Source organism: Acidovorax sp. 22279 (genome assembly GCF_052045435.1).
Lineage (GTDB): Bacteria > Pseudomonadota > Gammaproteobacteria > Burkholderiales > Burkholderiaceae_C > Acidovorax > Acidovorax delafieldii.
On record NZ_JBQEOV010000003.1, the window covers coordinates 361,683 to 374,429 of the forward strand.

Annotated in this window: 10 protein-coding genes; 7 read left to right on the plus strand and 3 right to left on the minus strand. The window is 66.7% G+C overall.

All coding sequences use genetic code 11. From position 1 onward, the window contains the following. Positions 1 to 57: 57 nt before the first annotated feature. The 3 genes from ACTJKQ_RS06190 to ACTJKQ_RS06200 are packed head-to-tail and all read left to right on the plus strand — an operon-like array spanning position 58 to position 2,695. Positions 58 to 1,593: a circularly permuted type 2 ATP-grasp protein gene (locus tag ACTJKQ_RS06190; protein WP_440596331.1), complete on the plus strand. Its 1,536-nt coding sequence runs from the start codon at positions 58 to 60 to the stop codon at positions 1,591 to 1,593. 2 nt (positions 1,594 to 1,595) lie between these two features. Beyond that, on the plus strand, positions 1,596 to 1,742 hold the full coding sequence (locus tag ACTJKQ_RS06195; protein WP_082564882.1) for an alpha-E domain-containing protein: 147 nt from the start codon (positions 1,596 to 1,598) through the stop codon (positions 1,740 to 1,742). Next, positions 1,736 to 2,695 carry an alpha-E domain-containing protein gene (locus ACTJKQ_RS06200; protein WP_055400923.1) on the plus strand — a complete coding sequence of 320 codons (960 nt, stop codon included), beginning with the start codon at positions 1,736 to 1,738 and terminating at the stop codon, positions 2,693 to 2,695. Before ACTJKQ_RS06195 ends, ACTJKQ_RS06200 begins: the two co-directional genes overlap by 7 nt. Here the strand turns inward: ACTJKQ_RS06200 and ACTJKQ_RS06205 are convergent. From ACTJKQ_RS06205 to ACTJKQ_RS06215, 3 genes are all read right to left on the minus strand, one after another. Beyond that, positions 2,661 to 3,170 (minus strand): hypothetical protein, encoded by a 510-nt coding sequence (locus ACTJKQ_RS06205; RefSeq protein WP_099729783.1) that lies wholly within the window; start codon positions 3,168 to 3,170, stop codon positions 2,661 to 2,663. The two genes, ACTJKQ_RS06200 and ACTJKQ_RS06205, sit on opposite strands and share 35 nt — an antisense overlap. Next, positions 3,167 to 3,448: a VF530 family DNA-binding protein gene (locus tag ACTJKQ_RS06210; RefSeq protein WP_440596332.1), complete on the minus strand. Its 282-nt coding sequence runs from the start codon at positions 3,446 to 3,448 to the stop codon at positions 3,167 to 3,169. Before ACTJKQ_RS06210 ends, ACTJKQ_RS06205 begins: the two co-directional genes overlap by 4 nt. 108 nt (positions 3,449 to 3,556) lie before the next feature. Next, a complete protein-coding gene (locus ACTJKQ_RS06215) occupies positions 3,557 to 4,474 on the minus strand; it encodes a LysR family transcriptional regulator (protein ID WP_056061756.1) in 918 nt (305 codons plus the stop codon). A 192-nt stretch (positions 4,475 to 4,666) separates the two neighbouring features. Between ACTJKQ_RS06215 and ACTJKQ_RS06220 the strand changes: the two genes are divergently transcribed. The 4 genes from ACTJKQ_RS06220 to ACTJKQ_RS06235 all read left to right on the plus strand — a co-directional run bounded on the left by ACTJKQ_RS06220 (position 4,667) and on the right by ACTJKQ_RS06235 (position 12,153). Then, positions 4,667 to 5,548 (plus strand): alpha/beta hydrolase, encoded by an 882-nt coding sequence (locus tag ACTJKQ_RS06220; protein WP_440596333.1) that lies wholly within the window; start codon positions 4,667 to 4,669, stop codon positions 5,546 to 5,548. A 471-nt stretch (positions 5,549 to 6,019) separates the two neighbouring features. After that, positions 6,020 to 7,282: an efflux RND transporter periplasmic adaptor subunit gene (locus tag ACTJKQ_RS06225; protein ID WP_440596334.1), complete on the plus strand. Its 1,263-nt coding sequence runs from the start codon at positions 6,020 to 6,022 to the stop codon at positions 7,280 to 7,282. Between the two features lie 28 nt (positions 7,283 to 7,310). Further along, complete coding sequence (locus tag ACTJKQ_RS06230; RefSeq protein ID WP_440596335.1) at positions 7,311 to 10,544, plus strand: efflux RND transporter permease subunit; 3,234 nt, start codon at positions 7,311 to 7,313, stop codon at positions 10,542 to 10,544. Positions 10,545 to 10,653: 109 nt separating this feature from the next. Then, complete coding sequence (locus ACTJKQ_RS06235) at positions 10,654 to 12,153, plus strand: efflux transporter outer membrane subunit (RefSeq protein ID WP_440596336.1); 1,500 nt, start codon at positions 10,654 to 10,656, stop codon at positions 12,151 to 12,153. Positions 12,154 to 12,747 lie beyond the last annotated feature (594 nt).

Below are 12,747 nucleotides of genomic sequence, written 5' to 3' on the forward strand. Positions count from 1 at the left end.
GGGTGTTGGGCGGGGGTGGGCTCACAACTTGCTATCCTGATCGCAGGAGGCCCGTTCATGCAGAAATTTGACGAGATGTACGCCATGCTGCCGTTTGATGGCAGCGACGTGCGGGAACACTACAAGCGCTATGCGCAGTGGTTGAGCAAACAGCCCCCTGACGTGATGCAGGCCCGCAGGGCCGAAGCCGAGATGATCTTCCGGCGCGTGGGCATCACCTTCGCCGTCTACGGCGCCAAGGACGAAGGCGGCGCAGGCAACGAGCGGTTGATCCCGTTCGACCTGATCCCCCGCATCATCCCTGCCCACGAGTGGGCCAGCATGCAGCAGGGGCTGGTGCAGCGTGTCACGGCGCTCAACCGTTTCATCCACGACGTGTACCACGGCCAGGACATCATCCGCGCCGGCATCGTGCCCGCCGATCTCATCCTGAACAACGCGCAGTACCGGCCCGAGATGGCCGGCGTGCATGTGCCGCAAGACATCTACGCGCACATCGCAGGCATCGACATCGTGCGCGCCCCTGATGCCCAGGGCAATGGTGAGTACTACGTGCTCGAAGACAACCTGCGCGTGCCCAGCGGTGTGAGCTACATGCTCGAAAACCGCAAGATGATGATGCGGTTGTTCCCCGAGCTGTTCAGCCTGCACAAGGTGGCGCCGGTGGCCCACTACCCCGACATGCTGCTCGAAACCCTGCGCGCCAGCGCCCCCGCCACGGCGGATGAGCCCACGGTGGTGGTACTCACGCCCGGCATGCACAACAGTGCGTACTTCGAGCACGCCTTCCTGGCCCAGCAGATGGGGGTGGAGCTGGTGGAGGGCCAGGACCTGGTGGTCAAGGACAAGTTCGTGTACATGCGCACCACACGCGGCCTGCAGCGGGTGGACGTGATCTATCGCCGCGTGGACGATGACTTCCTCGACCCCCAAGTCTTCCGCCGCAATTCCACCCTGGGCTGCTACGGCCTCATGGAGGCTTACCGCGCGGGCAACGTGGGCATCTGCAACGCTGTGGGCACGGGCGTGGCGGACGACAAGTCCGTCTACCCCTATGTGCCGGAGATGATCCGCTTTTACCTGGGCGAGGAGCCCATCCTGAAGAACGTGCCCACCTGGATGTGCCGCAAGCAGGACGACCTGCAGCACGTGCTGGCCAACCTCAAGGACCTGGTGGTGAAGGAGGTGCACGGCGCGGGCGGCTACGGCATGCTCATCGGCCCTGCCGCTACGCAGGCCGAGATCGAGGATTTTCGCCGCGCGCTGCTGGCCAACCCGGCGGGCTACATCGCGCAGCCCACGCTCAGCCTGTCAAGCTGCCCCACCTATGTGGAAAGCGGCATTGCCCCGCGCCACATCGATCTGCGCCCCTTTGTGCTCAGCGGTCGCGAGGTGCAGATGGCCGCTGGCGGCCTCACGCGCGTGGCGCTGCAAGAGGGCTCGCTGGTGGTGAATTCGTCGCAGGGCGGCGGCACCAAGGACACCTGGGTGCTGGGCGAGGGTACGCCCACAGCGCAACCCAAGGCCGTGCAATCCCAATCGCAATCGCAGGGACAAGGTCAGTCGCAAAGTCAATCGCAAGGGAGCCTGTGAACATGCTGAGCCGCACCGCCGACCATCTGTTCTGGATGTCCCGCTACACCGAGCGGGCTGAAAACGCCGCCGAAAGCGGGGTTTCACCACAACACAGCCAGCGTGCGCAGCACGCGCGGGGTTCTCTGCCCGGGGAGGAAAAATGCTAAGTCGCACTGCCGATCATCTGTTCTGGATGTCCCGATATACAGAGCGGGCAGAGAACACAGCAAGAATGCTCAATGTGAGCTACGAGACCTCCCTGTTGCCCCAGGCTGCCGATGTGGCGCAAAAAGGCTGGGAGGGCCTGCTGTCCATCAGCGAGCTGATCCCTGCCTACACCGCCAAGCATGGTGAAGTGACGCCCGCCAACGTGCTGGAGTTCATGGTGCACGATGGCAACAACCCGTCGTCCATCCTGTCGTGCCTGCGCGCCGCACGCGAGAACGCGCGGGCCGTGCGCGGCGCGCTCACCACCGAGGTGTGGGAGACGCAGAACCAGACCTGGCTGGAACTGCACCGGCAACTGGAAGGCGGCGCGTTTGAGCGCGACCCAGGCCAGTTCTTTGAATGGGTGAAGTACCGCTCGCACCTCTCACGCGGCGTGGTGCTGGGCACGATGCTCCAGGACGAGGCGTTTCACTTCTTGCGCATGGGCACCTTCCTGGAGCGCGCGGACAACACCGCGCGCCTGCTGGATGTGAAGTTCCACGCGGTCAAGAACGACTTTTTTGGCCGCCCTAGTGACCGCAACCAGGAAAGCGACTTCTACCACTGGAGCGCCATCTTGCGCAGCGTGTCGGCGTTCGAGGTGTACCGCAAGGTCTACCGCGACGTGATCACGCCGGGCCGCGTGGCCGACCTGCTGATCCTGAGCCGCGACATGCCGCGCTCGCTGCACGCGTGCCTGCGGGAGGTGGTGGACAACCTGGCGGTGCTGGCCAACGGGCAGTCCGCCGAGACCAGCCGCAGGGCAGGGCGCCTGCTGGCCGACCTGCAGTACGGCCGCATCGACGAAATCCTGGCGACCGGGCTGCACGCGTTCCTCACGCAGTTCCTGGACCGGGTGAACGACCTGGGTGGCGGCATCAGCCGCGATTTTCTGGTGACGTCCGGCGATTGAAAACCAGCAGGGCGGCGCCATGCCAGGCCAGCCCTGCTGCGTAGGGAAGCAGCGGGGCCCAGGGAGAGCCCAGCCAGGCCCTTGCCTGGGGGCTGCTGAACCACGCTAACCAGGCGGGCAGGGTTGCACCCCACGGCGCGTGCAGGTGGGCCTGCAGTACGCCACAGGCGGTAAGCCCCAGGCCCACCAGCGTGCCCACCGCGATGCCGTAGGCGACCGGCAGCTTGCGGCGGCCCGCCATCGCCATGAAGGCCGCACTGAAGAACACCCCCAGGAACACGGTGGCCAGCCAGGCCACCGGCCACCAGCCTGCATCACCGGCTCCAGACCGGGCCACCAGCAGCGCGTTGAAACCGCCCATGGCGCCCAGCGCCAGCAGTGGTACCAGAAAGTTGCGATACCGCGCGCTCAGCTGTGCCGAATGCGCTGCCTGATTGGGCGTTTTTGCGGTACGGCTGCGCGCATCGCTGGTCATTCTTGCGCGTTGCGCCGCTGGTCCCGCAACATGAAGAGGTAGAGGCTTTCGACCTTCTCGCGCGCCCAGGGGGTCTTGCGCAGGAACTTGAGGCTGGAGCCCACGCTGGGGTCGATCTGGAAGCAGCGGATGGGAATCTGCCGCCCCAGCTCATCCCAGCCAAAGTAGTCGGCCAGGCCCACAACCATGGCTTCGAGTGTCACGCCATGCAGGAGGTTGCGCGGCTGGGTGGGCTTGTTGGCCGGTGGGGCGGGTGGCGGGGTCTCTGGAGTGCTCATGGCTCCAAGCATACAGACTGGGAGCGTGAACACGCCCTGAGGGCAATCCTGTCGTGTGCATCGGGCGTTAACTCCACCACCGCCACCACAGAACCGATTCAGGGGGCGTCAGGCTTTGCGCTGCAGATGGGCCTCGCGCTGGAACAGCTCGGCCGCCCAGTCCACAAACGCGCGCACCTTGGCGCTCAGGTGGCGGTTGGGTGGGTACACCACATACACGGGCAGCAGGGGTTGGGTCCAGTCCGGCAGCAGTTGCACCAGGGCTCCGCTGGCGAGGTAGCGCTGGGCTTGCCAGCTGGTGATCTGGCCAATGCCCAGGCCCGCCACGATGGAGGTCACGTAGGCGTTGGCCTCGTTCACGCTCAGCTGGTAGGGGCCGGTGATGTCGATGGACTCATCGCCCCGGCGAAACTCCAGCGGATAGTGCCGCCCGCTTTGGGGCGAGAAGTAGATCACGCTGGCATGTTTCTCCTCGATCTCCAGCGGGTGCGTGGGTGTGCCCTTGCGCTCCAGGTAGGCGGGTGCGGCGACGGTGATGAACTCCAGGTTGCCAATGCGGCGCGCCACCAGTGACTGGTCGCTCAGCTCGCCCCCCCGGATCACGCAGTCCACGTTGTCCCCGATCAGATCCACCGTGCGGTCGCTCACACCAAGGTCCACCTGGATGTCCGGGTAGCGGGCATGAAACTCCGCCAGTTGCGGAATGATGAGCAACTGGGCCACCGACGTGCCCACGTCGATGCGCAGCCGCCCGCGCGGGTTGGCGCGCGCGTTGGTCATGCTGGCCTCGATGTCGTCCAGGTCGGTCAGCAGCCGCACCGTGCGGTCGTAATAGGCCGCGCCGTCGGGTGTCACGGTCACGCGGCGGGTGGTGCGGTTGAGCAGCTTCACGCGCAGCCGCTCCTCCAGCGCCTGCACATGCTTGGTCACCGTGGCTTTGGGCAGGCTCAGCGAATCCGCTGCCCGGGTAAACGTGCCGGCCTCCACCACCCGCACGAATATGCGCATGGCCTGTATCTGGTCCATGGCTTCTCCTTGAGTCATCAGCACCCAGATTGGGTGCTGAGGAATTCTCACACGGGCGCCCCGGTTTGATTGTTGAGCTTTTGGAAACAGTGCGGTGGTGTTTGACCTGTTTATCAGAAAGGCCCAACCCACTACATTTCATCCATCGTCAACCGACCTTCCACCTATCCACCTACCTACTGGGTACCTGCCATGCAGCCCGACCGCCCGTCTTCATCCTCTTTGCCCACGCAGCCCGCTGCGGCGCCCGCCAAGGCGTCCGGGTTGGCTGCGTCCGTCTGCACCGATTCCACCATTGAGGTGGCCCAGGGGCAGGACGTGGAAGTGCGCATGTACGGCCGCAAGAAGACCGGCCAGGCGTCACCGGTGGTCGTGCACTTCCACGGCGGGGCCTTCATGTCGGGCGATCTGGACAACGGCTGCACTGTGGCCTCTCTGCTGGAGAGCGCCGGGGCTGTGGTGGTGTCGGTCGCGTATCCGCTCACGCCCTTTCCGCAGCCGGTGGACACGGGTTACGGTGTGCTCAAGTGGGTGCACAAGCACCGCACCAAGCTCGGCGGGCAGGGCGCCGCCGTATACCTGGCGGGCGAAGAGGCCGGTGGCAACCTGGCGGCGGCCGTGGCACTGATGGCGCGTGACCAGTCTCACCCCCCGCTGGCCGGGCAGATCCTGCTGTCGCCCATGCTGGACCCCTGTGTGGGCACCGCGTCGCTGCGCGAGGCCACGGGGGACTCCACGGGCTGCAAGTGGACCGAGGGCTGGCGCAACTTTCTGCGCTGCCCGCGCGATGCCGAGCACCCCTATGCGGTGCCTGCCGGTGCGCAGCGCCTGGCGGGGCTGCCCCCCACGCTGATCCTGGTGGGCGACACCGACCCCATGCACGACGAGGCGCTGGCCTACGCGGCCCGGCTGGAGGCTGCCGGCCTGCCGGTCACGCGCCACGTGTTCTCCAAGAACCCGCAGTGGCCCGATGCCCTGCTGCAGACCGGCCCGCATGAATGTCCGTGTGCGGCGGGTGCGCAGGAGCAGTTCCGGCAGTTCTTTGCCTCCACGCGAAGTCCGGTGCCGTCCTGACGACGGCCCCTGACACCTTCTCACATCCCTGACAGCCGCTGACCTCCACCCGGGTGGAGGCAGAGAAACGCGGGCTCGGCGCGAGCCCCATTCCCTTTTTACATCTTGATTTCCGGCCTGGCGTGCCGGAGGGGAAGCGCTTGCCCGGCGTTGCCCGCTCCGCATGTCCTAGAGCCCACGTTACCCATTCAAACGACACGGAGGAAAGAACACACCATGCATGCACCCCTGATCCCGTTGGCCTGCGGCCGCTGTCACAGCGCACCTGGCCGCACCGTCTTTTGACGGTGGCACGCAGGCCGCCCCGGTGTTTGTCGCCGGGGTATTGACCTTTCCACCGTGTCATTGCCGAGACTGCATTCCGCCCCCTTTGCATTGACCCCTGCCGAGCGCAGCCCACAGGCGCCAGCGCACGGCAGACAAGTTTCACAGCGTGCTCCACAAGGGCACACCTACTGATCGAAAGTGACCATGAACTTCCCATCCTTCTCCAAGTTCTCCCAGCGCCGCCCCCTGGGTCTGGCCACCCTTGCCACGGCCGTGACGGCCACCGTGGCGGCTGCTGTTCTGGTGTTTCAGGCACCCGTGGCGCAGGCGGATAGCGCCCCCGCAGCACCGCCCGCCATGCCGGTGTCGGTGGCTGCCGTGCTGCAAAAAGACATTGCCCTGTGGGACGAGTTTTCCGGCCGGCTCGAAGCCGTGCAGCGCGTGGATGTGCGCCCCCGCGTCTCGGGCGCCGTGCAGGCCGTGCACTTTCGCGAAGGCTCGCTGGTCAAGCAGGGCGACCTGCTGGTCACGGTGGACCCCGCTCCTTACGCCGCCGAGGTGGACCGCGCCGAAGCCCAGGTGGTGGCCGCGCAAGCCCGTGTGTCGTACACGCGCAGCGAACTGGAGCGCGCCACACGCCTGCTCGAAGAAAAAGCCATTGCCCAGCGCGAGCACGACGAGCGCCTGAACGCACAGCGTGAGGCCGATGCCAACCTGCGCGCCGCCCAGGCCGCGCTGCAGACCGCCAAGCTCAACCTGGGCTACACCCAGGTGCGCGCCCCTGTCGCGGGCCGCGTAGGCCGCATCGAGGTCACCGTGGGCAACCTGGTAGCCGCTGGCGCGGGCGCACCCGTGCTGACCACGCTGGTGTCCGTGAGCCCTATCTACGCCAGCTTTGATACCGATGAGCAGATCGTGGTGAAGGCCCTGGCCGACCTGCAAAGCGGCCAGCGTGGCAATAGCGCGCGCCAGCTCATCGAGCGCATCCCCGTGCAGATGGGCACCGGCACCACGGGCGGTACGCCGCACGCCGGCCGCTTGCAGCTCATCGACAACCAGGTGGATGCCAAGAGCGGCACGGTGCGTGTGCGCGCCGTGTTCGACAACGAAGACGGTGTCCTGATGCCCGGCCAGTTCGCCCGCATCCGCATGGGCCAGGCCCGCAACACGCAAGCGCTGCTGATCAACGAGCGTGCCGTGGGCACCGACCAGAACAAGAAGTTCGTGATGGTGGTGGGCGAAGGCAACAAGGCCGAGTACCGCGAGGTCACCCTGGGCGCGCCGATTGACGGCCTGCGCGTGGTCACCTCAGGCCTCAAGGCTGGCGAGAACATCGTCGTCAACGGCCTGCAGCGCGTGCGCCCCGGTGCCGTGGTGGCGCCCCAGTCGGTTCCCATGACCGCCAAGGCCGAGATTGCGGGTGATCGCAAGGAAGCCAAGAACGCAGCCAAGTCGCCAGCGGCCTGAGCGCCACGGACCCAAGGAATTTGCATCCATGAATCTATCCCGCTTTTTCATCGACCGCCCCATCTTCGCCGGGGTGCTGTCGGTGCTCATCTTCCTCGGGGGGCTCATCGCATTGCGCGGTCTGCCCATCTCCGAATACCCTGAAGTCGCACCGCCCTCCGTGGTGGTGCGCGCACAGTACCCGGGCGCCAACCCCAAGGTGATCGCCGAGACCGTGGCCACGCCGCTGGAGGAATCCATCAACGGCGTGGAAGGCATGCTCTACATGGGCAGCCAGGCCACCACCGACGGCGTGATGACGCTGACCGTGACCTTTGCCCTGGGCACCGACCCCGACAAGGCCCAGCAGCTGGTGCAAAACCGCGTCTCGCAGGCCGAGCCGCGCCTGCCCGAGGAAGTGCGCCGCCTGGGCGTCACCACCGTCAAGAGCGCGCCGGACCTGACCATGGTGGTCCACCTGGTCTCGCCCAACAACCGCTACGACATCGACTACCTGCGCAACTACGCGGTGCTCAACGTGAAGGACCGCCTCGCCCGCATCGGCGGCGTGGGCCAGGTGCAGATCTTCGGCGGCGGCGACTACTCCATGCGTGTCTGGCTCGATCCGCAAAAGGTCGCGCAGCGCGGCCTCTCGGCCAGCGACGTGGTGACCGCCATCCGCGGCCAGAACGTGCAGGCTGCCGCCGGCGTGGTGGGCGCATCGCCCGGCCTGCCCGGCGTGGACCTGCAACTGTCCATCAACGCACAGGGCCGTCTGCAGACCGAAGAAGAGTTCGGCGACATCATCGTCAAGACCGGTGCCGACGGCGCGGTGACGCGCCTGCGTGACATCGCCCGCCTGGAGCTGGGCGCAGCCGACTACTCCCTGCGCTCGCTGCTCAACAACGACCCCGCCGTGGGCATGGGCGTGTTCCAGGCGCCGGGCTCCAACGCGCTCGACATCTCGGCCAACGTGCGCAAGACCATGGACGAGATCCAGAAGAACATGCCCGAAGGCGTGGAGTACCGCATTGCGTACGACCCCACGCAGTTCGTGCGTGCCTCGATCAAATCCGTGATCCACACGCTGCTCGAAGCCATCGCCCTGGTGGTGCTGGTGGTGATTTTGTTCCTGCAGACCTGGCGCGCGTCCATCATCCCGCTGCTGGCTGTGCCGGTGTCGGTGGTGGGTACGTTTGCCGTGCTGCACCTGCTGGGCTTCTCGATCAACGCGCTCTCCCTGTTCGGGCTGGTGCTGGCCATCGGCATCGTGGTGGACGATGCCATCGTGGTGGTGGAGAACGTCGAGCGCAACATCGAGGCGGGCCTGACCCCGCGCGAGGCCACCTACCGCGCCATGCGTGAAGTCTCCGGCCCCATCATTGCCATCGCACTGGTGCTGGTGGCGGTGTTCGTGCCGCTGGCTTTCATCAGCGGGCTCACGGGCCAGTTCTACCGCCAGTTCGCGGTGACCATCGCGATCTCCACGGTGATCTCGGCGATCAACTCGCTGACCCTGTCGCCCGCGCTGTCAGCACTGCTGCTCAAGGGCCACGACGAGCCCAAGGACGCGCTTACGCGCGGTATGGACAAGGTGTTCGGCGGCCTGTTCCGCGGCTTCAATCGCTTGTTCCATCGCGGCTCCGAAGCCTACAGCGGCGGCGTCAAGCGCGTTATCGGCCGCAAGGCGCTGATGTTCGTGATCTACCTCGCGCTGGTGGGGGCCACCATGGGCCTGTTCAAGATCGTGCCGGGCGGCTTTGTGCCCGCGCAGGACAAGCAGTACCTGATCGGCTTTGCGCAGCTACCCGACGGCGCCACGCTGGACCGCACCGAGAACGTGATCCGCCGCATGGGTGAGATCATGAAGGAGAACCCGAACGTTGAAGACGCGATCGCCTTCCCCGGCCTGTCGATCAACGGCTTCACCAACAGCTCCAACTCCGGCATCGTGTTCGCCACGCTCAAGCCCTTTGCCGAGCGCACCCGTGCCGACCAGAGCGGCGGTGCGGTGGCAGGCCAGCTGAACCAGGCGTTTGGCAGCATCCAGGACGCGTTCATCGCCATGTTCCCGCCACCCCCGGTGGCGGGCCTGGGCACCACGGGCGGCTTCAAGCTGCAGATCGAAGACCGTGCCTCGCTGGGCTATGAAGCCATGGACAACGCGGTGAAGGCCTTCATGGCCAAGGCCTACCAGACGCCCGAGCTGGCGGGGTTGTTCACCAGCTGGCAGGTCAACGTGCCGCAGCTGTACGCCAACATCGACCGCACCAAGGCACGCCAGCTCGGCGTGCCCGTGACGGACATCTTCGACACGCTGCAGATCTACCTGGGCAGCCTCTACGCCAACGACTTCAACCAGTTTGGCCGCACCTACAGCGTGCGCGTGCAGGCCGATGCGGCCTACCGCGCGCGGGCTGAAGATGTGGGCCTGCTCAAGGTGCGCTCTGCCACCGGCGAGATGGTGCCGCTGTCGGCGCTGATGAAGATGGAGCCCAGCTTCGGCCCCGAGCGCGCCATGCGCTACAACGGCTACTTGGCCGCCGATGTGAACGGCGGCCCCGCGCCCGGTTATTCATCGGGCCAGGCGCAGGCGGCCATCGAGCGCATCGCCAAGGAGACGCTGCCCCAAGGCATCACCTTCGAATGGACCGAGCTGACCTACCAGGAGATCCTGGCCGGCAACTCTGCCGTGCTGGTGTTCCCGCTGGCCATCCTGCTGGTGTTCCTGGTGCTGGCCGCGCAGTACGAAAGCCTGACGCTGCCCATCGCCATCATCCTGATCGTGCCCATGGGCCTGCTGGCCGCGATGACTGGGGTGTGGCTGAGCAAGGGTGACAACAACGTGTTCACGCAGATCGGGCTCATCGTGCTGGTGGGGCTGTCGGCCAAGAACGCGATCCTGATCGTGGAGTTTGCGCGCGAGCTGGAGTTTGCCGGGCGCACGCCCATACAGGCCGCCATCGAGGCAAGCCGCCTGCGGCTGCGCCCCATCCTGATGACCTCGCTGGCCTTTGTGATGGGTGTGTTGCCCCTGGTGCTGTCCACCGGCGCGGGCGCGGAGATGCGCAGCGCCATGGGCGTGGCGGTGTTCGCCGGGATGATTGGTGTGACGGCCTTCGGCCTGTTCCTCACGCCCGTGTTCTACGTGTTGCTGCGCAAACTGGCTGGCAACCGCCCGCTGGTGGAGCATGGCGCGCATGTGGCGCCGATCTCGCACAACACTGGCACCGGTGGCACTGCGCACCCTGTGCTGGCTGCGCCACGCAAGGAGCACGAGTGATGCCCTTGACCACGGTGACAACAACGACCTTTGTGGCCCTAGATGCGCGCTCCACGGTGCACCCGCTGCCGACTGCAACGGGTGCATCGGGCGGGGCAGGAGACCAACCATGACCGATTTGCTATTGAAGAAAAAATCCACCGAGGGTGCTGCCTTTGGCGTGCGCAAGCGCAGCCTGCTGGCGCCCCTGGCCGCCGCCCTGGTGCTGGCCGGTTGCATGACCCAGCCCGTGGCCCCCGCGCCGCATGCGGGTGTGCCCGTGCCCGCCAGCTTCACGGCAGGGGGCGACGCGCTGCCCACGGCCCCCTGGACGGTGGCCGCCCCCGCCGAGGCACAGCCACGCGGCGAGTGGTGGCTGGGCTTTCAAGACCCGGTGCTGGCCGACCTGGTATTGCGCGCGGGCACAGCCAACACCAGCATCCAGCAGGCCGCCGCGCGGCTGGCCGAGGCGCGCTCGCTGCTGCGCTCTGCCGATGCCGCGCGCTCGGTGCAAGTGGGCGCCTCGGCCGGTGTGACGCGCCAGGCAGGCGCTGCCACCACGGGCAGCGCAGCACCTGCCACGCTGGGTACGGCGGGGCTCAATGCCTCGTACGAGCTGGACCTTTTCGGCCGCCTCTCGCAAACCAGCGACGCCGCGCGGCTGGACGCCGACGCGCGCGAAGCCCTGCTGCAAAGCACGCGCCTCATGGTGCAAGCCGACGTGGCGCAAACCTATCTGCAGCTGCGCGCGGTGCAGGCCGAGCAGGTGCTGGTGCAAGAGAGCCTGGCCGCGCACCAGGACACGCTGCGCCTGACGCAGCGCCGCCTGCAGGCAGGCGATGTGGCCGAGCTGGACGTGGCCCGTGTGCAGACCGAGGTGGCCGCCACCGAGTCCGATGCCCTGGCCTTGCAGCGCCAGCAGGCCCTGCTGACCAACGCCTTGGCCGTGCTGGCGGGTGAGGTGGCCAGTGGTTTTGTGCTGCCGCCCGCGACGGGCGACGCCGCGTTGCCGGTGATTCCGCCGGGCGTGCCCGGCACGGTACTGGCGCGCCGGCCCGACGTGTCGGCCGCGCAAACTGCCGTGCTGGCCGCGCAAGCGCGCGTGGGCGTGGCGCAGAAGGCGTGGTTCCCGGCCGTCACGCTCACGGGCAATGCGGGGCATGCGTCGCCCGAGCTGGGTGACCTGTTCAAGTGGTCGGCCCGTGCCTGGGGCGTGAGTGCGCTGCTGTCGCTGCCGATCTTTGACGGCGGCCAGCGCGACGCGCAGATCGAGGGCGCCAAGGCACGCCTGGAGGCTGCGCTGGCGGACCACCGGGGGCAGGTGCTCAATGCGTTTCGTGACGTGGAGGATCAGCTGACCTCGCTGCGTTTGTTGTCTGGCCAGGCCGAGGCGCAGGGGCGGGCGGTGACGGCCGCGCGGCGGGCGACGCAGTTGTCGGATGTGCGGTATCGCAATGGCTTGGTGAGCCAGCTGGAGTTGCTGGACGCGCGCCGCAGCGAGTTGCGCAATCGGCGGCAGGAGCTGCAGGTGCGGACGGCGCAGTATGTGGCGACGGTGGGGTTGATTCGGGCGCTCGGAGGAGGGTGGGGGGATCAGCCTGTGGTGAAGATGGCTGCTGTGCCGCAGTAGTTTTTTAGCGACTTTGGCTGCTTGCGCTAGTGGGATATGCGCTGGTAGCTATTGATTTTGTAGTGTTGGTTTTTGTGCGCTGATTGAGCCGCGTGCCTTTGTTGAGGGCGGAGGCCGGGAGTCGCCCCGGCGGGCGAGGTACTTTTCTTTGCTTCGCCAAAGAAAAGTACCCAAAAGAAAGGCGACCCCCAGTCTGCGACCCCTTCGCGGTGCGAAGGGGCAAACCTGCGTCGTGTCGGTTGCGGGGTGCGCCGTGGAACTCACTGCGCTGCGTTGCAGCTTCGTTCAGACATCCACGGCGAGTCAGTTGACGAAGCATGGGCGCTTCGACGCCCATGCTCACCCCACAACCGCCCCGCCGCAGGCGCAGCCAGCAGGGGTTGGACAGCCGAACATCCAAACAGCCGAACATCCATTCGGGCCATTGCTGCGCTCGGCTTGGCCCGCGCAGCGCGTGGCGCTTGCGCCCGCGAGAATGGGCCGAGCGCAGCAAAGGCCCGTGTGGAGGTTCTGTCCCCCTTGCCCCTGTGGATGCGCCGAGGAGCGCAGGGTTTGGCGGATCAGGGCTCGCGTGTGTTTGAGCGACGCGCAGCG

Bases quoted from the DNA above. Each gene is read 5' to 3' on its own strand.
- ACTJKQ_RS06235 (WP_440596336.1), top strand. From the start codon at position 10,654: ATGACCGATTTGCTATTGAAGAAAAAATCCACCGAGGGTGCTGCCTTT.
- ACTJKQ_RS06230 (WP_440596335.1), top strand. From the start codon at position 7,311: ATGAATCTATCCCGCTTTTTCATCGACCGCCCCATCTTCGCCGGGGTG.
- ACTJKQ_RS06210 (WP_440596332.1), bottom strand. From the start codon at position 3,448: ATGAGCACTCCAGAGACCCCGCCACCCGCCCCACCGGCCAACAAGCCC.
- ACTJKQ_RS06200 (WP_055400923.1), top strand. From the start codon at position 1,736: ATGCTAAGTCGCACTGCCGATCATCTGTTCTGGATGTCCCGATATACA.
- ACTJKQ_RS06215 (WP_056061756.1), bottom strand. From the start codon at position 4,474: ATGGACCAGATACAGGCCATGCGCATATTCGTGCGGGTGGTGGAGGCC.
- ACTJKQ_RS06225 (WP_440596334.1), top strand. From the start codon at position 6,020: ATGAACTTCCCATCCTTCTCCAAGTTCTCCCAGCGCCGCCCCCTGGGT.
- ACTJKQ_RS06205 (WP_099729783.1), bottom strand. From the start codon at position 3,170: ATGACCAGCGATGCGCGCAGCCGTACCGCAAAAACGCCCAATCAGGCA.
- ACTJKQ_RS06195 (WP_082564882.1), top strand. From the start codon at position 1,596: ATGCTGAGCCGCACCGCCGACCATCTGTTCTGGATGTCCCGCTACACC.
- ACTJKQ_RS06220 (WP_440596333.1), top strand. From the start codon at position 4,667: ATGCAGCCCGACCGCCCGTCTTCATCCTCTTTGCCCACGCAGCCCGCT.
- ACTJKQ_RS06190 (WP_440596331.1), top strand. From the start codon at position 58: ATGCAGAAATTTGACGAGATGTACGCCATGCTGCCGTTTGATGGCAGC.